The following is a 22,181-nucleotide window of genomic DNA, read 5'->3' as shown; positions in this document are numbered from 1 at the left end:
ACCGAAGGCCGAGGGCCGGGTGACTGTCACAGTCGCCCGGCCCTCGGCCTGTCTGCATGTTCACTGCGGTGGGAGTCCGCTGCCACTCAACGTCAGCCGTGCACCGGGAGCCGACGAGCTGACTTGCACGTTCGTCACGAGCACATCTGCCTCCGCTCCATTCGGCAGCTTGATACGAGCAGCGTCAGCCATGATCGGGGTAGCCGTCTGAGCAGTGCCCGACCATTCCTTCAGACCGCCGCGCCCCTGGCTCTCACGTAGGTTGACGGCACTCAGCGAAACCGTCCTGCCATCGGCAAAGGTGAGTTCTGCTTCACCCGAGTAACTGAACACGTTGGTCCCTCATTCCAAGTCAGGCGGCCACGGTGGGCTTGCCGCCGAAGATGTTGTCAATTGCGATGCGCGCCCGTTCATGGCTGGACGGCATCAGGTGCGTATAGACGCGGAGCGTAAACGCTGGATCCGCATGACCAAGGTATTCGGCGAGTGCCCGGATGCTGATGCCCTGCTCCAGGAGCATCGATGCGAAAAAGTGCCGCAGTGCATGGAAGCCTTCCGCGCGTCCAGGATCGAGCACGCCGGCCTCCACGAGCGCGGGCTTCCACACGTGGTGGTTGAACGAGTGCCGGTAAATCTGCTTCGACTCCCGCGTATAGATCAACAACGGCACAGTCACGAGTTTGCCGTCAGGAGTCCCCCACGGGAGCGTAATCGGAAGCGGCTCGAACTTCTGAACGTGCACATTGATCGATTCCCCTAGGCTGGCAGCCAGAGGAACGTCTCGGCACTTTCCATGCTTCGGCGGAGCAAAGATCATCTTGCCGCGCACGATCTTGATCTGACGCACAACGTGGAGGACACCCTCCGACTCATCCACGTCGTCCGGCGAGAAGCCGAAGACCTCTCCCTGCCGCAGACCGGCACCCGCGCCCAGGTCCACGCCAACGCGGTACCGCTCTCCGATCGAGGACCGGACCGCGTGCACTCGTTCGGGCTCCCAAGGAACGATCTTCGGGTACTCGCCGCGCGGCTTCTTCACGGACTTGGCGTTGCACGGGTTCTTGCGGATGCGCTCGTCATCCACGGCCGCCGTGAAGATTGCTGAAACGTTGGCGAAGATCGTTCGGCGGTAGGTCTCAGCCAGGCCCTTCTTCTGAAGCTTCCGGTCCCACGTCTGGATCGTGGACGGCAGGATCACGCGCAGCTCGTCGTCTCCGAAGTACGGGAAGACATGGAGCTTGAGCCGAATCTCAACCTGCTCACGCGTCGACTCGTCGAACGTCTGCCCGTCGAGCCAGTGTTCCTCTGCGTACCTCCGGAACGCGATCTTCCCCGCGTCGGGGTCGAGGTACGTCCCCTTGTTCTTGTCGTTCTCCATCTCGTGCAGGAAGGCTTCCGCAGCGTTCTTCTGGCGGTCCGGGAACGACTTCGTTCGTTCACCACCACCCAGCAACGGGATGCGCACCTTGTAGCGCAATCCCTTGCCGTACAAGGCAGTCTTCTCCCGCACGCCATCCTTGACGGTCCACCAGCGGTCTTGGATGTGGCCCATGACAGTCTTCTCCCCTTGTTCGAATTCGAGTGCTGTCAGGCCGCTTCAGCGCTGTTGAACCACTCGCGCACCTTGGCCGGGTCCCAACGAAGGTGTTTGCCAACCCGACGCGCGGGAGGGCCGTAGTGCTTGGTCCGCCACCCACGAATCGTGTGCACGGGCACCCCGAGGAAGGCCGAGAGATCTTCCACGGTCCATAGCGGTTCGACGCTCGACATGAGATCCCCCCAGATCAGGCCGCTTGTACCGAAGTTGCTGAAACATCTGGCGCGGGGCGGGGCAGGACGGCCAGGACGGCTTGCGCCTGGTCGTACTCCGCCTTCCACTTGAGCCGTTGGGCGACCATCTGCATGAGCAGTTCGGCGCGTCCTGGGACGTGCGGGTCACCCGCTTGAACCGGCGACCACATCAGCCGCGTCCGGTCGGTCTCCTGTTTCGCGATGCCTGCCGCCGCAAGGGCTTCCTTGACGAAGGCCGCCCGGTCGGACTTGTGTTCAGCGAGGGTCTTCCCCGACCAACGCCGCGACACGAGCACACGCCGGCCTGGCAAGCCGAGCGTCTCCCTGCGATGTGCTTTGGACCGGCAGCGGCCCGGAGCCATCCGAGAGTGCGCGCCCTTGGGCTGCACCCCGTAGGCCAACCAGACCGCACACCGGTCCGAGCAGGGCGTGATGGCCAACTCTGCCGCCAGCCGGTCGGCGTGGTCGGAGGCCCGAGACGACGCGTCAGTGTGCACCACCTCGGAGATCGACTTGACCAGGTACTTGGTCAGGTAGCCGATGTGGCGGCCAGCTTCCTCGCTACCGCCGAGGATTCCTTTGGAGTGGACCTGCGCACCGAACTCAGCCACGTGTGCCGGAGTGTCGAGATCAGCGACGGCATCAACCCAAGGCGTGAGCTGTACGCGCGTTTCCGGGTCCACGAACCCCATCAACTGCGAGTCCCACACCGGCATCTGGTCGCCGCTGTACTTGATCTCGTCGTGGCTGGGCCACCACACCTGGAGGTAGGTGGCCGCCGTGACTTCCCGGATGACCCGATGCGGAATCGAGCCTCGCACCGCGAAGTGCGCGTGAGGCGTGATCCGCTTCTGAGGCTCGACGGTGCCGAAGTACTGGGCGTCGAACCCGACGACCCGCCGCAGGTTCTGCCACCACCGGTCGACCAGAGACGCGAAGTGCACCGCGTCCCGAGCAGCACGGCGGTAGTCGTACGTCGACGGATCGACCGGGGAGCCGTCCTCACGCACCTTGCCGTAGGTGTCGAGGGTGAGCGTGACGAAGGTGGACGGCCGGTACTTGCCCGCGAACTCCCTGCCGACCGTCCGCTTGTCCACCTTGCGCCGAGGCAGGTTGGGGGCGTCCTGACGTCGGCGCGTGGACCGAATCGGAGCTGTTTTCGCAGGTAGATCGACCGATGGAAGGTTGCCGCGGACACCCTCCCCACGCAGGTCAGCGTCCGCTTCACGGATGGCTTCCCGCAGGTCGTCGACCTGGTCCAACGCGCCTTCCGCCGCCGCCTTCCGGTACTCCGCCGTCAGGTCCGATCGGTAGGTCACCAACTCGACCTGATCGGTCGAGGGCGCTTCCCGTTCGGCTACGGGCTCCTGGTCGAGGTGCCAGCCCTCTCGGCACTGGGCCATGCGGGACTTGCGGTTGCGATCCGCGCAGGCCTGGCACTTGCTCGCCTGTGTGGAGTTGCACCGCACCGCGACGATGCGCACTTCTCCGGTGTCGAGATCGACGACCTCACGAACCACGGGCCGGGTGCACACGCCGTGGTGTTCCGCCGCTGCTTTGACCACGTCCAGCGTGAGCGGAAGCCGTGCCCGCTCAGCCGACCTCATGCCTGCAACGTCAAGCGGCACAGCAGGAACGACGTCGACAGCGTCTGTAGTGGACTGTTCGTTGGTCATCACGCCGCCATCCCTTCCGGGCCATCCGGACGTCCGGGGAACTCGTGGACCGTTGCGTCTTCTGCGGTGAAGAACAGGGCCAGTTCGACCAGGTCCGCGTCGGTGACATGGAAGGCCCGAGCCCGTTCCGGTTCCCTGCGGCCGTCTTGCTTGACCCAGGCGACACCGGGGGTGTTCTCGCTGATCTCGTGAGCCGCCGCACCGCGTTGCCTGACGCCGTCGCCCAGGACCATGTCCACCTGGACCGGCTCATCGAGGCGCAGCGCCACGCGGGTGGTGAACAGGTGCCGGAAGCCGACAATTTCCTTGCGCGGGTCCTGGACCAGGGCGACGACCGCGAACCCAGGAGCGCGTCCCTGCGAGGTGATCGTCTGCACCGCCCGAGCAGCTCGATCCCGCAGGTTCTTGTCCGTCTGGTAGGCAATCACGTCCGCCAGTTCGTCCACGATCAGGACCGTGAACGGCTCCCCCGTCGAACGCGCCCACAGCCGCCGAACACCCCGGTACCGAGATGCCCTCTCCCTGACCTCAGTGGCGATTTCCTCCAGCAGTGCCACGGCATCAGGACCGTTGTCGTAGACGACCTTCGCGAAAGCATCCGGGCACTGGCCGAGCTCCATCCCGCCCTTGGGGTCGATGCCCACCAGGCGCACGAGTCCCGCGCGAATGGCCGGGGCGAGCTGCCACACGATCGACCACAGCACCGAGCCCTTGCCCGCACCGGGCACGCCCACGACGAGGAGCTGAGACCCGAGCAGCCGCAGCGACCACGGCCGGCCTGTCTCCGTCTCGCCCACGACGACCCGCTTGAGGTTCACCGCCGCCACGTCGCCAGTCAGCGCGGGAACGAGGACCGGCCGGCCGAGCGGGTCAGAGTGGATGAAGTCGAGTTCCAACACCCGAGGCCGCAGGACGCGCACCCGGCACGACTTGGCGTTGAACGAGTGCGCCAGGTTGTCCCGTCGCGCCTCCCACTGGTCTGGAGACTGCGCAGGGACCATCCTGACCCTCACTCGATCCCGCCAGCCTTCCGAGCGCACGCGGCCGAGCTTCGGGCGGTACTCCTTGCCCCGGCTGTCCTTGGACAGGTCTGCCAGCCGCGTCACCGTCCGCCATTGCGGCACGTAGACCGTGGCACGCCGCCATTCGGTCAGCACTCGGAACCAGACGTGCCGAACGTACGACGGCCGGTGAAGCCCTGCCCAGATCACCAGACCGCCAGCGAGAGTCAGCACGACGAAGACCAGCACCCAGAGCCCGAATTGGATGTAGATCACGTAGACCGCCAGTCCTCCGAAGACGGCCACGGGGTACCGCAGCGCGAGCGCGACCAGGCGGACGAACAGCCAGCAGCCCAGGAACACCAGTGCGATCGGCAGGAACACGACCTTCACCCACCGTGGCAGGAAGAACCACCACGGGAGACGAGGCCGGACACCCTCGAACGGAGCGGGATCAACCCACCTGTTCCCCGACATCACGCCTCACCGCCGTTCGCGATGACCGTGACGAAGATCAGCGGCAACCAGCCCAGACAGGTGCAGTACTTGACCTGTCCAGGCGCGTAAATGCCGAACCGGTGGCATTTCGGGCACTGCCGACCGTTCGGCAGCTTCCACACGGATGGACGACCGGCCCCGCTTGACGTGCCACATGAGTGTGGCGATACGCTCTGCATGACTCGAATCCCCTTGTGTCCCAACGAATACATGGCTGTTCGAGTCGGTGTGAATCGCCGGGAAGCAGTCGAGGCCCGCCAAGACTTTCGACTGTTTCCCGTGCGACACACCAACATCTGGTCTTCAGTTGTTGATCACTTGCAGCTTCGTTCTGACGACTGTTCAGAGCTTGTCCGGCATGCCGCCGACCCAGCCCGTACCGCTCTTGGGTTCCAGCACGGCGGCCAGCAACCCGGCATGTTGAGACAGCTTCCGCAGGAAGGACGCCAACAGCTGCTCACCGTCCGGACCGTCCGGCACGTGGATGGCGATCTGCGACGGGTCCAGGTTCAACCGCAGGCAGTAACCCGCAGCGGTCTCGTCCGGCCACGACACGATGTCAGCCGCCGCGTCAGGCCCCGGCGCAAGCAGAAGCTTGATCATCATCACCCCTCCTGCCATCCGAGAGTTCGCGTCTCTGTCGCCGCCGCGTGGTGCTCGAACATGTCGGCCGCGTGAAGAGCAGCCGCTTTGGCCCACCAGTCGGTCTTGGGCAGCGCCGCGAGGTTTCGCCAGACCGACGCCACCTCACGGCAAGTGACGGCCAGGCGAGCAACCTTCTCCGGATCGACCGCACCCGCGTAACGGTTGGCGTCCTCCGCCGCCGTGTAGGCGCGGTAGGCGTCCTCCCACTGGGATGCGAGCAAGTCGAACTCCGACACGGGTTACGCCGCCTTGGAGGAGTCAGCGGCTCCAGCGCCACCCTTGCTCACCTGCGGCGGGGTGCCCGCCGACCTGCCCGACGCACGGAAACCCGACGCCCGGTAGATGTAGCTCTGGTACTTGAACTCGCCGTTCCCCGCGACCTTCGGCTCAGCGGTGAGCCCGTCCAACTCGATCGGTCGCATCCCCGGCAGCACCTCACCGGTGGTCGGCACCGGCTGGACGTCCGCGAGGAACGTGATCTCAAAGCTCTTGCGCTTGGCGTTCGGCTCACTCGGGTCCGTGACAGAGACCTTCCACTGACGCTTGCCCGTCGACTCGTCGATGCGCTGCCGCACCGGTCGGCCGGCGTTCTTCTCGTCGCGGGTCTGGTACTCCGTGTCCGGGGCGACCTCACCCACCATGACAAGGCCCTGCGGGAATGCGTCGTCGAACGAGACCGGGAACCGGTGTCCCTTTGTGATGCCCACGGTGTGCTCCTCTGAAGGGGGCCGCTCATCTGCGGCTGTTTGCCCTAACGGGCGTTGCACATTCAGAGTCGGAGCCGTTTCGTCCCGTCTGAGTTCCGTCGAGGTCTCGTCTGGCGCGCCGAAGGCTCAAATAGTCTCTTCTTTGTCTCGTCCCGCTGGTAGCGTGGTCTCGTCTCACCACGGGGGAGGGCTCATGGCCGCCGAATCGACGCTGTTGAAGGTGCTCCTGCGACAGCGGCACATGCAGGGCTACACGACGTTCCGCAAGGAGTACGACCGCGTCGCGAAGCAGCTGGACAGCGATCTCATCGGCAAGTGGCCGAGCAAGGCCCAGTTCTACCGGTGGATGTCCGGCGACCTGCAAGGCCTTCCGTACGCAGACCACTGCCGAATCTTGGAGAAGATGTTTCCCGGCTGGAGCGCGCAGCAACTACTCGAACCCCACGACGGCGACGGCGACGGCCTGGTGACCGCGCCCCAACGAGAGGCCGCGCCTACCCACCCGGCCCCGCGTCCGGTGCAGCTTCCGCAACAGACCCGCCTTGCAGACCTGACGGCCGTCTACCCAACGAGGACCGAGTTCCTGCACAACGTCACCCCACGCACGTTGTTCGACGGCGCGCAGGAGATCTACATGGCCGGCCTCTCGCTGAACATGTTCTGCCAGCAGTACTCGGACCGGAGCATCCTCGACGCGATCGAGCAGGGCACGGTAATCAAGGCGTTGTTCCTCGACCCGAGCGGCACCTACACAGCGGCCCGCGAACGCGAGGAAGGCTTGCCGGATGGACACCTCAGCACCCTCACGCGCTTGAACATCGAGGCGATCCGCCGTGTGGGCTCGAAGGTGTCGGCGAGCGCAGCCGGGTCACTCGGTATTCGCGTCTACGACGAGCCGCTTCGCTTCAACATCACCATCATTGACCAGCGGAAATGCATCGTGCAGTCGTATCTGCCGGACGCCCGCGGAGTTGAGTCCCCGACGATGGTCATTGAGAGGAACGAGACCATGCCTGGTCTCTACACGACGTTTGCCCAGGTCTTCGACTCCATGTGGGACCGCGCGCAGGAGGTTGCTTGATGCACCAGCTCGACCACCTGGCGGACGTGGCCAGGAGCGCCGTCCGTATCGGAACCGAGCTGATCAAGACCACTCGTCCGCACACTGTCACCGAGAAAGCCGACCGCGACACCTTCACCGAGGTAGACGTACAGATTGAGCGCGAGATCCGCAACTACCTCGCCGAGGCTACCCCAAAGATTGGTTTCGTTGGCGAGGAAGAGGGCCGCAGCGACGCCAACACTGACAGCCCGTACGTGTGGGGTCTGGACCCGATCGACGGCACGGCGAACTTCGTTCACGGCGTGCCCCTCTGCGGCGTCTCTCTGGCACTCATCCAAGGCGACCGCACTGTCATTGGCGTGATTTCACTTCCGTACCTTGATCTTCACTATTCCGCCACATTGAGCGGTGGTGCGTTCGTTAATGGCAGGAAGCTCGAAGCGAGCAAGACCGCCGAGCTGGCCAAATCCATCGTAGCTATTGGCGACTACGCCCTAGGAGAAGATGCCGCCGCCAAGAACCGCCAGCGGATCGATCTCACCGCCGAGCTTGCGTCTACGGTCGAGCGTATCCGCATGTTCGGGTCAGCCGCACACGATCTTGCATGGTTGGCCGAGGGCAGAATCGATGGAGCAATCGTCATGTCCAACCAGACCCTTGACCTTGCAGCAGGGGTACTTATCGCACGCGAGGCGGGAGCGATTGTCTTGGACAGCACAGGGGACAACCACACCACCGCCTCAAAGCACACGATTGCCGCAGCCCCTAGAATCGCTAATCAGCTCCTCACATTGGTGCAGTCAGCAATCTTGAAAAGCACCTAATTCGCTGCTCACACAAACTTCAATGGTCAGTTATCGGACCTAGCCATTCCGCTCGGACACCAAGCTGAAATCTCTTTGAATCGAAACCTCCACAGCGGTGGAACATCAATAAGATCTCCTTCGCCAACTATCCTTACGTCATTCATGTGAAGATAGGTCGGCGAATCGATATCCGGAAGGTCGTCATCAATTAGGTAGATTCCATTATTCTCAATCAGCGCCGATATGCCATCCGAAAGACCTTCACCCCCCATCCCCGAGGCGCGCATTCGATCCAACCAAGTCTGCACCCAAAATTCTCGCGAAACCGCCAACCCGGTAAACACAGTTCCGCCAACGACGACCGCAAGACTAAAACTCTGTAGCGACTTGTCCAACAATGAAACCATCATCCGCAGGAGACGATCTCCTTCAAGATTACTTCGAACCCGAGGGAAGTCTTTCACTACTACGCCCCGCTTTCTCCATGTTAAGGTAAGTGATCCTATCACTTACCGCTTGCCATCAGGAGACCATTTCGATGCAATCCAAGCTCGCAGCAATGATTGACGGAGGATTCCTCATCAAGGCAGGCTGCGCAACCCTAGGCGTAACCGTGGACGATCTGCACCTAAATCCACTCAAGATATCAAATTGGTGCAGCTTGTCCGCTCGCCGAGTAGGCGCAGAATTCATGCGGGCATACTGGTATGACGGAATCCACGAACCAGCAAATCCAGAATACGAATCGCAGCTAGCTCGCGTTCGCAACCTTAGGAATCAAGCCGGAATTCAGACTCGCCTAGGAAAGCTCTCGAAGCGACCTAGTCCGGAGTGGTCTGAGATCCGAAAAGCACTACGGGCAATCGGCGCAGACCCAAACGAGTTCAAGAAACACTACCCGATGTCGAAGTATCGATACGAGCAGAAGGGTGTCGACACCCTTATTGTCCTAGACATGGTGAGACTTGCACAACTGAATGCTTACGACACGCTTCTGCTGCTTGCAGGCGACACTGACCTTGCCGAAGCGGTCAATACCGTTCAGGACTACGGCAAACGCGTGATAATTGCGCGTCCGGAAAAATGCGGAAATGCAAGCGATCTATTCGATCTCGCAGACGAATCCGTGACACTTACGGCTGACACCTTGAAGCACATGCTCCTGAAGGCCCCCGACCTCAGCGAGAAGATGGAAGAAATTCGAGCACGCAAGGGCACATCCATGCCCCTAGAATCTTCAGAGGACGATTAAGTGATCACAACTACCTGATTCCACAGGCCCACAGCGCCAACCATCCGACAATACCTTAAGTATTGGGATTGCGCTCGTCATTCCCTGTAATCCTGCGGAATATTCCTTTCTTCGCGCCCTGCCACGTGGGCCTCCATTTCTGCTCCTTGCAGATTTCCTCAAAGGAAAGTGACCCAATACCGTGATACGTGTAAATATCTTTGATTCGCATACCGAGAAGATGCTGTCTTTGAACTGCGGTAGCACCATACCCAAGATCCTCCCGAGCAGCGACCAGAAATTCGCCATACAAGTACATCAAGATAGGCGCGGGTGCCGCTGAGTAGATCGCCTGCATCCAATTATGATAGGCCTGGACGGCTCTATCAGAGCCGAAAATCGCAATCCAGGTGGCGAAGTCTCTCATCTTTGTGATCGGGTCCGTCGCACCTTCGCTCGCATCGTATCTACCATCAAGCATTTCACTTAACATGCTGATCATCGGTTCGTAGGTGTTGAACTTCTTCTCCGATAAACGTGCTTCAAGCTCTCGTGTCCGCTGAGCGTCGCTCTCTGCTCGGCGTGTACGGAGAGCGTACCGGCCAGCGAAGATCGCAGAAACTATCGCTGCGACCGCAGGAATTCCCGCTACCGCAAGCGTTATGAGGACGGTCTGCGTGGGCATGGCGGGAGGATACCGACGACAAGCGACGCTCACGCACTGCTGAATTCAGCTTTATTGGATCAAGGCGCCGCCGTCGGCGGCGCGCAGCGGGCCGGTCGCCTACCAGCGTGGCCCGCATCCATCCGGGCACGTCGGGCTCCCGCTTCGCTCCGCCCGCCGGCCACGGCGGCGCGGTCCTTCTGGTCACGCGGCAGCGCGCCGCCGACAGCGGAACCAATCTGAGAAGCTTCCAGCGAACACCGGTCGGAACGATCGCGCCGTGGTCGAGCTGACCGCGCTGGGCACGGCGATCGACGCCCGTCAACGCTCCGCGTCAACGGCCAACGGTGAGACGCTTCGCGAGTCATGGGCAGACCAAGATCAGACCGTCTCCAGGCCGTCAGACGTGGATCAGCGTCGATCAACGACGGCAAACGTCGAGAACAAACCAGCAGGTCAAACTAGGTGCAGCGGGTCGAACCGCAGCTAGCCGGCCACCGGCGACAAACCTACGACGTGTGATCGACTGAGCTTCACACCGAAGGCCCGGCGGGATCTCCCGCCGGGCCTTCGGCCTGTCTAGGCGCCGAGCAGGGTCACGGTGGACGACACCCCGTTCATCCCCTCGCTGACCCGGACGTTCGAGACCAGGACCTCGGCCTCGCCTCCGGTCGGCAGCTTGATCCGGGCCTCGCCACCGGTCAGCTCCGCCATGGCGGTTCCGGCGCCGGACAGCTGCCAGAGCCCTCCGTCGTTCACCGTCTCGATCAGGTCCACCCGGTCCAGCTCGACCGCGTTGCCGTCCGCGTAGACGAGCCGGGCTGGTCCTGAGTAGCTGAACATCACTTCTCCTCTGCCAGATCTCCCCGACTCCCTGACACACGCGCGGGGCGCCCGCGGGGTTCATCGAGCAGGAAGCGACGGTCGCGTGATAGAGGTTGCGGCGTGACGCAGTGGACGGTGCACGGCACCCGCAGGATCTACGAGTCGGAGTGGATGAGCGTCGACCTCGACGACGTCGAGATCCCTGAAGGCGAGCGGTTCGAGCATCACGTGCTGCGCCTGCCCTTCGCCTCCACGGCGGTGGTCGTGGTGCGGGACGAGCACGTGTTGCTGCTGTGGCGTCACCGGTTCACCACCGACGTGTGGGGCTGGGAGATTCCGGCGGGCCGGCTCGAAGCGGGCGAGACGGCCGAGACCGCGGCGGTGCGGGAGACCGAGGAAGAGACCGGTTACCTGGTCGGCGTCGAGCCGTTGGTGACGATCAACCCGTTGAACGGCCTCAGTTCTCACACCACGCATGTCTTCGTCGGTACCGGCGCGGTCAAGACCGGCGAGCACGATCCCGCCGAGGCCGCGCGGGTGGAGTGGGTGCCGCTCGACGAGATTCCCGCGATGATCCGAAAAGGACTCGTTCCCTGCGGGATCACGCTGGCGGCGCTCACCACCTACCTCACGCTGAAAGCCTAGAGCGGACCTCCATCAGCGCCTCGCCGAGCAGGTTCAGGCCGAGCCACGAGGACGGGTCCAGAGCACGCGGGTCCGACTCCACGAGGCCGATGCCCCACACGCGGTCCTGCGGGCTGGCCTCGACCAGGACGCGGGAACCCGTGCCCAGCAAGTAGGAACGCAGCGCGGGGTCCTGGCCGAACTTCGCCAGGTTCCCCTCGACCACGATCGCCAGACGCGCGGAAACCCATTCGGGGTCGGAAAAGCCCGAAACCTCACGGCCCAGTGCCTTGGCCTCGGCCGGGGTGCGGGCGGCGAGCACTCTCGCGGCCACGGCTTCGTCGCCGAAGAGCAAAGCCTTGCGCCACATCATGTAGTGCTCGGCGGAGGCGAACTCCTGGCCGTCGACGACGAACGTGCACGGCCACCACTGCGAGAGACAGCCCTTGCCGGTGCGGCCGTCGCGTTCGGGCTGATGGCCCCAGAAGAACAGGTACTTCACGACGACAGGTTAGGCGACCTGGTCACAGGAGGCGCCGGGGTTTTCGTCCGGTCCCGGGCGTACCCGGTCTCGGCAGAGAATCACTTCGGCAGCGGGATTCCGGTGACCGTGATCGCGGCGCCGGTCGGCGCGAACTGGCCGGAGATCGATGAGAACGTCAGAGTGAGCGAGTTCACACCCGCGCCGAGCTTCTCGTCGAGGACGACGGTGCCCGAGGCGGTGGTGCCCTGCGTGACGGGGCCGTCCCACTTGCTGCTCGACGCCGCGTAGGTGCGGTTCAGATCGTCCAGGACCGCGATACCGACCACGGGGAGGGTCATTCTGGCCTGGGAGGCGTTCGTGGCCGTCACGAAGAGCTTCACGCGGCCGTTCGCCGCTTCCACGCGAGTGACCTCTATCGTCAGCATGCCGCGCTGCTGCTTGAACGAACCGGTCTGCACCTTCACGTCCGCGGACGGCTCGGTGGTTTCCAGTGCGCCATCAGGGGTTTCGACGACATTCGACGTGGTCGTCGTGGCGGTGACGTTGGGCTGCGCGGCGGAGTTGCTGCCGTTCAGTGCATATTCGATCACACCGAGTAGTGCCAGCACACCAGCCGCCACGCCCGCGATGGCGATCACGGTCTTTCCTCGGCGCGTGACCCTGCGATGCTGCATGACTTCCTCTGCTAGACCCCCGTGACGAACTACAGCTCCCCCACTGAGCGCGCCTAGTCTCATCTCGATTGGGTGAAACGTCAATGCGCTAGGGTCCGCGCGTGTCCCAAGATGTCGCCGAATTCACGGCTCCGCAGCTGCTCACCACCCACATCTTCGACTCGGCACCCGATGCACTCGAAGCGGTCCAGGCCGCTGACGTGCTCGACCTCGGTGTCCGCGTCTACAACCGGCTCGTGCCCGACGCCGACGACGCGGAAGCGTTGGAGGAGGAGTGGGTGGTCGAGGTCTACACCAGCGCTCCCGCGGTGGACCCCGATTCCGACGAGGACTGAGCAGTTCAGAAATGGGGGCACACCGGCCGGTGTGCCCCCGAACCTGAAGAAATACCTGAAGATTTCAGACCGTCAGTACAACTTTTCCTCGCACATGGCCACCTTCGAGCAGCCTGTGCGCCTTCACGGCCTCCGCCAACGGAAAAGTCTGCTGCACCTCGACGCGCAGCTTCCCTGCCGCGACCAGATCCACGAGCCACTGCGTCTGCTCCGCGTTCGGCCGCGCCCAGGTGTTGACCACGCCGTTCTCCAGCGCCCTCGGTCCGTCCACAATGGACGTCATCCGCGCCCGGTCGCGCACCAGCTGCAACGACTGGTCGAACGCGAGTCCTCCCGCGTTGTCGACCACCACGTCGACCAGGCCGTCGCCGCCGACGAGCTCGGCCACCGCGTCGACCAGCGCGTCCCCGTAGGCGACCGGTTCGGCCCCCAGTGATCGCACGAACTCGTGGTTGCGCGGCGAAGCGGTGCCGATCACCCGCGAGGCGCCCAGTTCCCGCGCGATCTGCACCTGGAGATGCCCGACGCCACCGGCGGCGGCGTGCACCAGGACGACGTCGCCGGAACCGGTGCCGACGGCCTTCAACGCCTGCAACGCCGTCAGCCCCGCCAGCGGCAACGCGGCCGCGGTCACGAAGTCCACGGTGGACGGTTTGCGCGCGATCATCCGGTCCGGCACCGAGATCAACTCGGCGTAGGAGCCGAACTGGACGTGGTCCTTGCGGGCGTAGGCGAGCACCTCGTCGCCCGGCTTCCAGTCCTGCACGCCGATGCCGACCGCCCGCACGACACCCGACACGTCCCAGCCGGGGATCAACGGCAGGTGGTGCGGCATCAGACCCTGCAGGTAGCCGGCTCTGATCTTGTAGTCCACCGGGTTCACGCCGGCCGCGCGCACCTCCACCAGGACCTGGTCAGGCCCCAGCAGCGGGTCGGGCAGCTCCTGCAGCGACATGACGTCGGCGTCGCCGAACCGGGTAAACGCGATGGCTTTCACAGTCCCTCACCGTAGAAGACACGCTCGGCAACCGCACGTGCACGACGAGTGGTCCTGCGATATTCCTCCACGAACTCCCCCGGATCGCCCCCTGGCTCGTACCCCATCACGGACGCGACCGCCACGAGATCGCGCCCGGACGTCGGCAGCTGGTCGGATGCCTTGCCCCGCACCAGCATCAGGGCGTTGCGCGCCTGCGTCGCGAGGTTCCACGCGGCGGTCAGCTCGGCGGCGTCCTCGGCAGCCAGCAGACCCGCGCCGACAGCGGCCTCCATCGCGGCCATTGTGGACGGTGTGCGCAGGCCGGGAACCGCACCGGAGTGCTGAAGCTGCAACAACTGCACGGTCCACTCGACGTCCGCGAGCCCGCCGCGGCCGAGCTTGGTGTGCGTGCTCGGGTCGGCACCGCGCGGCAGCCGTTCCGCGTCGACCCGCGCCTTGATCCGCCGAATCTCCCGCACGGACGCCGCGTCCAGGCCGTCGGGCGGATACCGCAGCGGCTCGATCAACGCCTCGAACTCGGCGCCCAGAGCGGCGTCACCCGCGATGAACCGGGCCCGCAGCAACGCCTGCTTCTCCCACAGCTCCGCCCACTGCCGGTAGTACGCGCGGTAGGAGTCCAGCGTCCGCACCAGCGGCCCCTGCCGGCCCTCGGGCCGCAGGTCCGCGTCGACCAGCAGCGGCGGGTCCTGCGACGGGGCGCCGAGCAGCCGCCGGATGTTCTCCACGACACCGCTCGCCCACTTCGCCGCCTCGGAGTCCGACACACCCTCGAACGGCCGGCACACGAACAGCACGTCCGCGTCCGAGCTGTACCCGAGCTCGTGCCCGCCGAGCCGTCCCATGCCGATCACGGCCAGCGCGGCCAGGGGCTCGCCGGACGCCCGCACCGCCGCGTCCAAAGCGCTCCGCAGCACCGAACCCCACACCTCGGACAGCGAGACGCACACCGTGTCCAGCGGCATGAACCCCAGCAGGTCCGCGGCGGCGATCCGCAACAACTCGTGGCGCCGCAACGACCGTGCGGCCGCGATCGCCCGCGCCGGGTCGCCGTACCGGGAAACGGCGCTGCGCAAGGGTTTCCCGATCGAGTGCGGATCACCGCCGACCAACGCCTCGGTGTCGGCGAGCAGCCGCAGCACCTCCGGCGCGCGCACGAGCAGGTCCGGCACGAAGCGCGACGTGCCCAGCAGCACCGCGAGCCGTTCGACGACAGCGCCCTCGTCGCGCAGAAGCCTCAGGTACCAGGGGGTTTCCGCGAGCGCCTCGGACACCTTCCGGTAGGCGAGCAGCCCGCCGTCCGGATCGGGCGTGCCGGCGAAGAGGTCGAGCAGCACCGGCAACAGGGCACCCTGGATGCGAGCCCGCCGGGACATCCCGTGCGTCAGCGCCTGGATGTGCCGCAACGCGCCGTCCGGCGACGTGTAGCCCAAGGCCGCCAGTCGCGCCACGGCCTCCTTGGTGGTCAGCCGCAACGCCTCGGTCGGCACGCCCGCCACGGACTGCAGCAGCGGGCGGTAGAACAGCTTCTCGTGCAGCCGGCGAACCTGGTTGGCGTGCTTGCGGAACTCCGCGAGCAGCACCTGCCCCTCGGACTTCTGCCCATCCGCCGCCAGCCCCGCCGAACGCGCCAGCCAGCGCAGCGCCGTCACGTCGTCGTCGGCCGGGAACAGGTGCGTACGCAGCAAACGCTGCAACTGCAGCCGGTGCTCCAACGTGCGCAGGAACCGGTACGAGCGCCCGAACTCCGCCGCGTCCTCACGCCCGACGTACCCGCCCTGGCCCAACACGGCCAACGCGGCCGTCGTCGCCTGGATGCGCAGGTCCTCGTCGGAACGCCCGTGCACGAGCTGCAGCAGCTGCACCGCGAACTCGACGTCACGCAGACCGCCGCGGCCGAGCTTCAGCTCGCGGTCGGCCAGCCCCGACGGCACGTGGTCCTCGACCCGGCGCCGCATCGCCTGCACGTCCTCGACGAAGTTCTCGCGCTCGGCCGCCGTCCACACGTACGGCCGCACGACGTCGAGGTACGCCTGCCCCAGCTCGGCGTCGCCGGCGACCGGCCGTGCCTTGAGCAGCGCCTGGAACTCCCAGGTCCGCGCCCACTTCTTGTAGTACGACGCGTGCCCGTCCAGCGTGCGGACCAGCGCACCCGCCTTGCCCTCCGGCCGCAGCGCCGCGTCGACCTCGAAGCACGACTGGCCCGCGATCTGCATCATCGTGCTGGCCAGCCGGGTCGCCACGCCCAGATCGCCCTCGGCGACGAACACGACGTCGACGTCGCTCACGTAGTTCAGCTCGTTCGCGCCGCACTTGCCCATCGCGATCACCGCGAGCCGGCAGCGGTCGGCGGCGCCGTTCACCCGTTCCGACGCGAGCTTCAACGACGCCCGCAGCGCCGACACGGCCAGATCGGACAGCTGCGCGGCCACGGTGTCGTACGGAACGAACGGCAGATCGGGCTCAACGACGTGCGCCAGGTCGTTCGCGGCGACGAGCAGCAGCTTCGCCCGGTACTCGGTGCGCAGCACGTCGTCGTCCGCGAGCTCCAGCGACACGTCGACCTCGTCGGTCAGCGAACGCCACCGGTCGGGGTTCACGACGAGGAAGTCCGACAGCGCGGTGGACGAGCCGAGCGCGGCGAGCAGACGTCCGCGCACCACGACGTCCTTGTGCAGCGCGGCCGACAGGGCGTCCCAGTCGGCGACGGTGTGCAGGCGTTCGAGACCCCGCAGCGCGAGGTCGGGGTCCGGGGAACGGGACAGCGCCGCCAGGACCGGCTCGGAGCCGTCCGTGGGCCGGCGGTCAGCCCACAGGCCCAGACCGCGCAGCACTTCCTCGCTGCGCGGCTCGGTGAGCCCGAATCTTGCTGGGGACGCGTGGCGGACTGGTTCGCTCATCGTGAGCCAACCCTAATGCCCTCACACGGTCAGAAGACGATCAGTGAGAGTCCGTAGAGAACGACGGCCACGCAACCGGCGAAGCTCGCGTACGCGGGGACCTTCTTGTCACCCGACAGAGCACGGATGCCGACCACGAACAGTGTCACGACCAGAACCGTGACCAGCAGCGTGGCGCCGAAGACCTGGAGCAGCGCCGTCCAGTCGACCTTCATGCCGCCACCTTGTGCAGCTCGGCCTGAGCGGCGACCTCGTCGACGATGTGCTCCGGCTTGACCGGCTCGCGCCGCGCCAGGATCCAGATGCCGATCGACACCGCGGCGCCGATGACGGCGACGCCGATGATGCCGACCGCGCCGGTCGACGCCCACTTGCCCGCGAGGGCGCCGACGATGCCGGCGGCGGGCAGCGTGAACAGCCAGCCCGCGGCCATCTTGCCCATGGTTCCCCACTTCACGCCGTTGCGGTCGCGGCCAAGGCCGGAGCCCATGATGCCGCCGGACGCGACGTGCGTGGTGGACAGCGCGAAGCCGAGGTGCGACGACGCGAGGATCGCGGTGGCGGTCGAGGTCTGCGCCGCGAAACCCTGCGCGGGCTCGATGGTCGTCAGGCCGCGGCCCAGCGTGTGCGTGATGCGCCAGCCACCGAGGTAAGTGCCCGCCGCGATCGCGAGACCGGCGCTGATGATCACCCAGGTGGGCGGGCCGGAACCGGGGGCGAGCGAACCGGACGTGATCAGCGCGAGCGTGATGATGCCCATGGTCTTCTGCGCGTCGTTCGTGCCGTGCGCGAGCGAGACCAGCGAGGCTGATGCGACCTGGCCGACCTTGAAGCCGGTGTGCGCGACGCGCGGGTCCGCCGCCTTCTTGAGCCGGTAGACGACGATCGTGGCGATGGCCGCGACCAGGCCGGCGACCAGCGGCGCGACGATCGCGGGCACCAGGACCTTGTCGACGACCTTGGCGAAGTGGATGGCGTCCACACCGGACGCGACCCACGCCGCGCCGATCAGGCCGCCGAACAACGCGTGCGACGAACTCGACGGCAGGCCGACGTACCAGGTGACGAGGTTCCACATGATCGCCCCGACCAGGCCGCCGAAGATGATGGCGGGCGTGATCTGGGCGTCGTCGACGATGCCCCCGGAGATGGTCTTGGCCACCTCAACGGAGAGGAAAGCGCCTACGAGGTTGAGAACCGCCGACAGCGCGACCGCCGTGCGGGGCTTCAGGGCACCCGTGGCGATGGAGGTGGCCATGGCGTTGGCCGTGTCGTGGAACCCGTTGGTGAAGTCGAAGATGAGAGCAGTGACGACGACGATGATCACTACAAGTGCGGGATCCACACTGATCCTCCGGCTGGATCGAACAAGCTGTCCAGGAGATTACGGTACCGCCAACGGAGGATGTCTTAAAACCTACGAAAGTAACGTCACACCAACGGAAGTCGTGTGCCCGAACCCAGTGCGGGCAACAGTTCTCCCCGAACGAGTTTCGCGAATCTGCCGACGAACGGCTGCCACACCTCTTCGAAGTCGCGGTGGGCCTCTTCGAGGAACTCCTGGTCGAAGTGGTGAGCTCGCGCACAGGACGCCGAATCAGGATCCTTCGACGCCCAGTTCAAGACGATTTCCGGGGTCGTCTCGATGTGGAACTGAAGGCCGTAAGCGCTCTCCCCCACCCGAAACGCCTGATTCGGATATTTCGGGGACGCCGCGAGGTGTTCCGCGCCGGGCGGCAGCAGGTGCACCTCGTCGTTGTGGAACTGCAGGACGTCGGGGGTGAACGGCAGATCGGCGAACAACGGGTCGGTGGCCGCCGCGTCGCGCTTCGCCACCAGCAGCACGCCGACCTCCGGCCCCTTCGGGCCCTTGCGCACCTGGCCACCCGTGGCGGCCGCGAGCAGCTGCGCACCGAGGCAGATCGCCAGGGTGGGCAGCCGCTTCGACACGGCGCTGGACAGCAGCCGGCGGGCGTCCGCGAGCCACGGGTGATCGAGATCGTCGAGCGCGCCCATCTCTCCGCCGAGACAGACGACGCCCTGGTAGCCGTCGAGGTTCGCCGGCGCGGGCATGTCCTTCAACGGCACGAGGTCGAGCTCGATGCCCTCGGCCTCCAGCCAGTCCCCCAGCTTGGCCAAGGGGTCTGACTGCGAGGGCTGCAGGACGAGCAGGCGCGGTGCGTTCACGCACCTGAGCCTAGGTGGGCTCAGGTCAGCAATGACACGCGACCTTCGCAACACCTGCTCCAACGAGCTGATCCGACTCGACCGGATAGCCCGCCTCCCGCCAGGCCGTGATTCCACCGGAGAGCCGCTTCACCTGGTAGCCCCTCTGCGCGAGCGCGAGGGCGCCCTTGGTGGCGGCGTTGCACTGGAAGCTCTCGCAGTAGCAGACGTAGACGAGGCTCGGATCGAGGTCGAGCTGCTCGGGCAGGTCGCGGTAGGGCAGGTTGATCGCACCGGGGATGCGGGCCTGCGCGAACGCCTCCGGGGCGCGCGTCTCCACGAGGACGTAGCCCTGGACGTTGCCGTCGAGCAGGTCGCGGTGCACGTCGTCGGGGTCGGCCTCGAACGCGAGCTCGGCGGCGAAGTGGGCGGCGGCGGTGTGCGGGTCGGCGGCGGGGAAGCGCAGTGCGTTCGTCATGCCCTTGATGGTGCTGGGCCGTGGTACGGCTCGGACATGCGCAAGTCCAGGCGTTCGGGCTCTTCTACCTATGATTTCCAGGTGGAACTCGACGCTGTGGACTGGAAGATCCTGTCACTGCTCCAGCAGGACGGGCGCATGTCGTTCACCGCGCTGGGCCGTGAGGTGTCGCTGTCCGCGCCGGCGGTGACCGAACGGGTGCGGCGCCTCGAGTCGCTCGGCGTGATCACGGGCTTCACCGCGATCGTCTCCCCCGCGCGGCTCGGCCTGCCGATCGAGTCGATCGTGCGCGTGCGGGTGCGGTCGCTGGACACGCCGCGGTTCCGCACGCAGGTGCTGGTGCTGCCGCAGATCCTCGACGCCGACCACGTGACCGGCGACGACTGCTGGCTGCTGCGGGTCGTCTGCCGGACGATGGTCGAGCTGGAGGAGCTCGTCGAGGTGATGCAGCGCTACGGCGACACGACGACCTCGCTCGTGTTCTCCTCCCACGTCCGCAACCGCCCGCTCTCGCCCGAGCTGTTCAGCTGATCCAGCTGTACTCGGACCAGTCGGAGACCGCGCGGAAGCCGATGCCCTGGTAGACGGAGTTCGCCGTCGGGTTGGCGAGATCGGCGGTGAGCACGACGTGGTCGACGCCTTCGCCGTACGCCCACTGGCTGACCGCCGCGGTGGCCGCGGCGCCGTAGCCGTGCCGGCGGTGTTCGGGTGGCGTGTAGACAGGGCCGACCCGCGAGACCCCGCCGACCGGGGAGGTGCTGGCCGCCCACGACACGGGGACGCCGTCGACCAGCCACAGGACGTGCCCCGCGGTCATCCACCGGCTGTCCATCGCCCGCTTCTCGGCCTCGTCCGGCGGGAGTCCGTCGAGTTCGGCCACGAAGGCGATCCACCACTCGGTGATCAGGTCGTCGTCGGCGGGCGTGGTGAGCCTCGACTCCCCCGGCACGTCCGGGACCGCCAGATCTTCCAGCCGGTAGAGCCGCAGGGCGTAGAGCTCCTTCCCACCGTCGCGCCAGAGCGTGCGGAAGGCCTCGACCCGGTCCCGCCTTCCGGTGACCTCGTCGATCTCGCGGTCCCGGAGTACGTCCACGACGAGAGGTGCCGCGGCCGGCGGCATCGCGGCGACGTGCAGTGGACGTCCCTCCATCTGGGTCACTGCGCCGACCACGGTTCCGTTGTCGTGCAACGAGATCAGCGTGACCGGCGGCCGACGCCCCTGCAGTGCGGCGTCCACGCCGGTCAGGTGCACGCTGTTGTTCACCGGATCGGCGTGGAGAAGATCTCCTGCTGCGGCGAGGAAGTCGTGAATGTCGTCGTGGCTCAGTGCTTCCACCAGAACTCCGCCCAGTCGTCGAGTGCTTGGTAGCCGATGCGTTGGTAGATCGAGTTCGAGACCGGGTTGGTCAGGTCCGCGAAGAGCAGGACGTCGGTGGCGCCCTGGTCGAGCGCCCACTGGCTCACGAACGCGCTGACCGCGGCGCCGTAGCCGTGTTTGCGGTGTTCGGGTGGGGTGTAGACCGGGCCGACCCTCGTCATGCCGGCCTGCGGGAGACTGGCGACGGCCCAGGCGACCGGTGTGCCGTCGATCACCCAGAGGGCGTGACCGTTGCCCAGGCGCAGTGAGCCGCGCATGGCTTCGGTCGCCGGCTCGTTCGGTGCTTCCGGCACGGCTTCGCTGAGGAACGCGTCGCGCCAGGTGCCGAGGAGTTCGACGTCCTCCTCGGTGGCCAGGCGGCCGGTGCCTTCGACGGTGGGCCGAGCGAGGGTACCCAGGCGGTACTGCCTGGTGGCGAGGGTTTCGGTGTAGTTCTTGCCCGTCGCTGTGGCGAAGGCCTCAGATCTCTCCCGCGGGCCTGTCACCCCTGGAGCGTCCGGATCGATTCTCGCGGCGAGACTCGCTGCCAGTTCCGCCGCGGCGAGTGGGAGGTCGGCTGCTTGGAAGGGCCACGGTGGGGTGCGGATCAAGGAACCGATCACTTCGCCGTTCTCGTGGAACGTGACCAGGATCGGCAGGAGGTCGGTGGCCGGCGAGCGGCGGATGCGGTCCAGCGAGGTGAGTGCCACAGTGTTTCGCACCGGATCGGCTGACAGCCGATCGTGGGTGGCGGTGTCGAACGATTCCAGGGTGGCGTGCACGACCGCGTCCATGGGTCCATCAGACCAGGGCGCGCAAGCGAAAATCCACACGCAAAAAACCCCTGAGGGGAGCACCGGAGTGCTCGACCCTCAGGGGTCTTCTGGAAATAATGTTCGGCGACGACCTACTCTCCCACACCGTAACCAGTGCAGTACCATCGGCGCAGAAGGGCTTAACTACCGGGTTCGGAATGGGACCGGGTGTTTCCCCAACGCTATGATCACCGAAACTCTATGGAATTCTACCTGCGGCGATCGGAATGCCGCTCGGTTCTTCCAGAACCGCACAGTGGATGCGTAGCGTCTTTGTAACAAGTCCTCGGCCTATTAGTACCAGTCAGCTCCAACCGTTACCGGTCTTCCACCTCTGGCCTATCAACCCAGTGGTCTAGCTGGGGGCCTTAACCCACAAAGGGTGGGATACCTCATCTTGGAACGAGCTTCCCGCTTAGATGCCTTCAGCGGTTATCCCTTCCG

General features: G+C 65.7%; 28 protein-coding genes and 2 rRNA genes. 6 read left to right on the top strand and 24 right to left on the bottom strand.

Going from position 1 to position 22,181, the window contains the following annotated elements; translation table 11 throughout:
- Nucleotides 1-60: 60 nt before the first annotated feature.
- The 9 genes from BM417_RS46945 to BM417_RS23210 all read right to left on the bottom strand — a co-directional run bounded on the left by BM417_RS46945 (nucleotide 61) and on the right by BM417_RS23210 (nucleotide 6,318).
- Complete coding sequence (locus BM417_RS46945) at nucleotides 61-333, bottom strand: hypothetical protein (RefSeq protein ID WP_143138770.1); 273 nt, start codon at nucleotides 331-333, stop codon at nucleotides 61-63.
- Between the two features lie 19 nt (nucleotides 334-352).
- On the bottom strand, nucleotides 353-1,552 hold the full coding sequence (locus BM417_RS23240; protein WP_093598176.1) for a tyrosine-type recombinase/integrase: 1,200 nt from the start codon (nucleotides 1,550-1,552) through the stop codon (nucleotides 353-355).
- Between the two features lie 35 nt (nucleotides 1,553-1,587).
- Nucleotides 1,588-1,770 carry a helix-turn-helix domain-containing protein gene (locus BM417_RS23235; protein ID WP_093598173.1) on the bottom strand — a complete coding sequence of 61 codons (183 nt, stop codon included), beginning with the start codon at nucleotides 1,768-1,770 and terminating at the stop codon, nucleotides 1,588-1,590.
- Nucleotides 1,771-1,784: 14 nt separating this feature from the next.
- A complete protein-coding gene (locus tag BM417_RS23230) occupies nucleotides 1,785-3,398 on the bottom strand; it encodes a replication initiator (RefSeq protein ID WP_093598171.1) in 1,614 nt (537 codons plus the stop codon).
- A gap of 68 nt (nucleotides 3,399-3,466) precedes the next feature.
- Nucleotides 3,467-4,852 carry an FtsK/SpoIIIE domain-containing protein gene (locus tag BM417_RS23225; RefSeq protein ID WP_322788983.1) on the bottom strand — a complete coding sequence of 462 codons (1,386 nt, stop codon included), beginning with the start codon at nucleotides 4,850-4,852 and terminating at the stop codon, nucleotides 3,467-3,469.
- A gap of 92 nt (nucleotides 4,853-4,944) precedes the next feature.
- Nucleotides 4,945-5,088, bottom strand: coding sequence for a hypothetical protein (locus BM417_RS47875; RefSeq protein WP_177320556.1), 144 nt, complete (start codon nucleotides 5,086-5,088; stop codon nucleotides 4,945-4,947).
- A 220-nt stretch (nucleotides 5,089-5,308) separates the two neighbouring features.
- Nucleotides 5,309-5,572, bottom strand: coding sequence for a hypothetical protein (locus BM417_RS23220; protein WP_143138769.1), 264 nt, complete (start codon nucleotides 5,570-5,572; stop codon nucleotides 5,309-5,311).
- Nucleotides 5,572-5,847: a hypothetical protein gene (locus tag BM417_RS23215; protein ID WP_093598165.1), complete on the bottom strand. Its 276-nt coding sequence runs from the start codon at nucleotides 5,845-5,847 to the stop codon at nucleotides 5,572-5,574. Before BM417_RS23215 ends, BM417_RS23220 begins: the two co-directional genes overlap by 1 nt.
- Before the next feature lie 3 nt (nucleotides 5,848-5,850).
- Nucleotides 5,851-6,318 carry a hypothetical protein gene (locus BM417_RS23210; protein ID WP_093598162.1) on the bottom strand — a complete coding sequence of 156 codons (468 nt, stop codon included), beginning with the start codon at nucleotides 6,316-6,318 and terminating at the stop codon, nucleotides 5,851-5,853.
- Between the two features lie 193 nt (nucleotides 6,319-6,511).
- Between BM417_RS23210 and BM417_RS23205 the strand changes: the two genes are divergently transcribed.
- Together BM417_RS23205 and BM417_RS23200 are read left to right on the top strand one after the other, a co-directional pair.
- Entirely contained in the window at nucleotides 6,512-7,399 is an 888-nt protein-coding gene (locus BM417_RS23205; protein ID WP_093598159.1) for a DUF5919 domain-containing protein, read from the top strand.
- Nucleotides 7,399-8,205 (top strand): inositol monophosphatase family protein, encoded by an 807-nt coding sequence (locus BM417_RS23200; RefSeq protein ID WP_093598156.1) that lies wholly within the window; start codon nucleotides 7,399-7,401, stop codon nucleotides 8,203-8,205. The genes BM417_RS23205 and BM417_RS23200 overlap by 1 nt, the downstream gene beginning before the upstream one ends.
- Nucleotides 8,206-8,231: 26 nt before the next feature.
- On the opposite strand, the gene BM417_RS46940 is transcribed toward BM417_RS23200, so the two are convergent.
- The gene (locus tag BM417_RS46940) at nucleotides 8,232-8,597 is read right to left on the bottom strand and encodes a hypothetical protein (protein WP_143138768.1); all 366 of its coding nucleotides are present in this window, start codon (nucleotides 8,595-8,597) and stop codon (nucleotides 8,232-8,234) included.
- Between the two features lie 128 nt (nucleotides 8,598-8,725).
- On the opposite strand from BM417_RS46940, the gene BM417_RS23195 reads away from it, so the two are divergent.
- Nucleotides 8,726-9,439, top strand: coding sequence for an NYN domain-containing protein (locus tag BM417_RS23195; protein WP_143138767.1), 714 nt, complete (start codon nucleotides 8,726-8,728; stop codon nucleotides 9,437-9,439).
- Between the two features lie 55 nt (nucleotides 9,440-9,494).
- On the opposite strand, the gene BM417_RS46935 is transcribed toward BM417_RS23195, so the two are convergent.
- Nucleotides 9,495-10,103: a hypothetical protein gene (locus BM417_RS46935; protein WP_143138766.1), complete on the bottom strand. Its 609-nt coding sequence runs from the start codon at nucleotides 10,101-10,103 to the stop codon at nucleotides 9,495-9,497.
- Nucleotides 10,104-10,661: 558 nt separating this feature from the next.
- Nucleotides 10,662-10,925, bottom strand: coding sequence for a hypothetical protein (locus BM417_RS23190; protein WP_093598151.1), 264 nt, complete (start codon nucleotides 10,923-10,925; stop codon nucleotides 10,662-10,664).
- A 102-nt stretch (nucleotides 10,926-11,027) separates the two neighbouring features.
- Here BM417_RS23190 and BM417_RS23185 point away from each other — a divergent pair, with 102 nt between their 5' ends.
- Nucleotides 11,028-11,552, top strand: coding sequence for an NUDIX hydrolase (locus BM417_RS23185; protein WP_218164530.1), 525 nt, complete (start codon nucleotides 11,028-11,030; stop codon nucleotides 11,550-11,552).
- On the opposite strand, the gene BM417_RS23180 is transcribed toward BM417_RS23185, so the two are convergent.
- Nucleotides 11,536-12,033: an NADAR family protein gene (locus tag BM417_RS23180; RefSeq protein WP_093598148.1), complete on the bottom strand. Its 498-nt coding sequence runs from the start codon at nucleotides 12,031-12,033 to the stop codon at nucleotides 11,536-11,538. The genes BM417_RS23185 and BM417_RS23180 overlap by 17 nt on opposite strands.
- An 80-nt stretch (nucleotides 12,034-12,113) precedes the next feature.
- Nucleotides 12,114-12,653: a hypothetical protein gene (locus BM417_RS23175; protein WP_143138765.1), complete on the bottom strand. Its 540-nt coding sequence runs from the start codon at nucleotides 12,651-12,653 to the stop codon at nucleotides 12,114-12,116.
- 137 nt (nucleotides 12,654-12,790) lie between these two features.
- Between BM417_RS23175 and BM417_RS23170 the strand changes: the two genes are divergently transcribed.
- The gene (locus BM417_RS23170) at nucleotides 12,791-13,024 is read left to right on the top strand and encodes a hypothetical protein (protein ID WP_030481542.1); all 234 of its coding nucleotides are present in this window, start codon (nucleotides 12,791-12,793) and stop codon (nucleotides 13,022-13,024) included.
- Nucleotides 13,025-13,088: 64 nt separating this feature from the next.
- Here BM417_RS23170 and BM417_RS23165 read toward each other — a convergent pair whose 3' ends face one another.
- The 6 genes from BM417_RS23165 to BM417_RS23140 form a co-directional block, all read right to left on the bottom strand.
- The gene (locus BM417_RS23165) at nucleotides 13,089-14,021 is read right to left on the bottom strand and encodes an NADP-dependent oxidoreductase (RefSeq protein WP_093598142.1); all 933 of its coding nucleotides are present in this window, start codon (nucleotides 14,019-14,021) and stop codon (nucleotides 13,089-13,091) included.
- Nucleotides 14,018-16,921, bottom strand: coding sequence for a bifunctional [glutamine synthetase] adenylyltransferase/[glutamine synthetase]-adenylyl-L-tyrosine phosphorylase (locus BM417_RS23160; RefSeq protein ID WP_093598139.1), 2,904 nt, complete (start codon nucleotides 16,919-16,921; stop codon nucleotides 14,018-14,020). The genes BM417_RS23165 and BM417_RS23160 overlap by 4 nt, the downstream gene beginning before the upstream one ends.
- 29 nt (nucleotides 16,922-16,950) lie before the next feature.
- Complete coding sequence (locus BM417_RS23155) at nucleotides 16,951-17,136, bottom strand: hypothetical protein (RefSeq protein WP_089921782.1); 186 nt, start codon at nucleotides 17,134-17,136, stop codon at nucleotides 16,951-16,953.
- Entirely contained in the window at nucleotides 17,133-18,266 is a 1,134-nt protein-coding gene (locus BM417_RS23150; RefSeq protein ID WP_093598136.1) for an inorganic phosphate transporter, read from the bottom strand. Before BM417_RS23150 ends, BM417_RS23155 begins: the two co-directional genes overlap by 4 nt.
- A gap of 86 nt (nucleotides 18,267-18,352) precedes the next feature.
- Nucleotides 18,353-19,108 carry a type 1 glutamine amidotransferase gene (locus tag BM417_RS23145; protein WP_093598133.1) on the bottom strand — a complete coding sequence of 252 codons (756 nt, stop codon included), beginning with the start codon at nucleotides 19,106-19,108 and terminating at the stop codon, nucleotides 18,353-18,355.
- 25 nt (nucleotides 19,109-19,133) lie between these two features.
- Complete coding sequence (locus tag BM417_RS23140; protein ID WP_093598130.1) at nucleotides 19,134-19,565, bottom strand: rhodanese-like domain-containing protein; 432 nt, start codon at nucleotides 19,563-19,565, stop codon at nucleotides 19,134-19,136.
- Between the two features lie 81 nt (nucleotides 19,566-19,646).
- Here BM417_RS23140 and BM417_RS23135 point away from each other — a divergent pair, with 81 nt between their 5' ends.
- The gene (locus BM417_RS23135; protein WP_093598127.1) at nucleotides 19,647-20,096 is read left to right on the top strand and encodes an Lrp/AsnC family transcriptional regulator; all 450 of its coding nucleotides are present in this window, start codon (nucleotides 19,647-19,649) and stop codon (nucleotides 20,094-20,096) included.
- Here the strand turns inward: BM417_RS23135 and BM417_RS23130 are convergent.
- From BM417_RS23130 to BM417_RS23115, 4 genes are all read right to left on the bottom strand, one after another.
- Entirely contained in the window at nucleotides 20,089-20,901 is an 813-nt protein-coding gene (locus BM417_RS23130; RefSeq protein ID WP_093598124.1) for a GNAT family N-acetyltransferase, read from the bottom strand. The genes BM417_RS23135 and BM417_RS23130 overlap by 8 nt on opposite strands.
- Nucleotides 20,889-21,716, bottom strand: coding sequence for a GNAT family N-acetyltransferase (locus BM417_RS23125; RefSeq protein ID WP_093598121.1), 828 nt, complete (start codon nucleotides 21,714-21,716; stop codon nucleotides 20,889-20,891). Before BM417_RS23125 ends, BM417_RS23130 begins: the two co-directional genes overlap by 13 nt.
- Before the next feature lie 100 nt (nucleotides 21,717-21,816).
- Nucleotides 21,817-21,933: ribosomal RNA gene (gene rrf, locus BM417_RS23120) — 5S ribosomal RNA — on the bottom strand.
- 78 nt (nucleotides 21,934-22,011) lie between these two features.
- Nucleotides 22,012-22,181, bottom strand: a 23S ribosomal RNA gene (locus BM417_RS23115); the annotation flags it as partial.

Origin of the sequence: Lentzea waywayandensis (genome assembly GCF_900115955.1) — a bacterium.
GTDB lineage: Bacteria > Actinomycetota > Actinomycetes > Mycobacteriales > Pseudonocardiaceae > Lentzea > Lentzea waywayandensis.
This window is presented reverse-complemented; position numbering and strand designations above follow the sequence as displayed.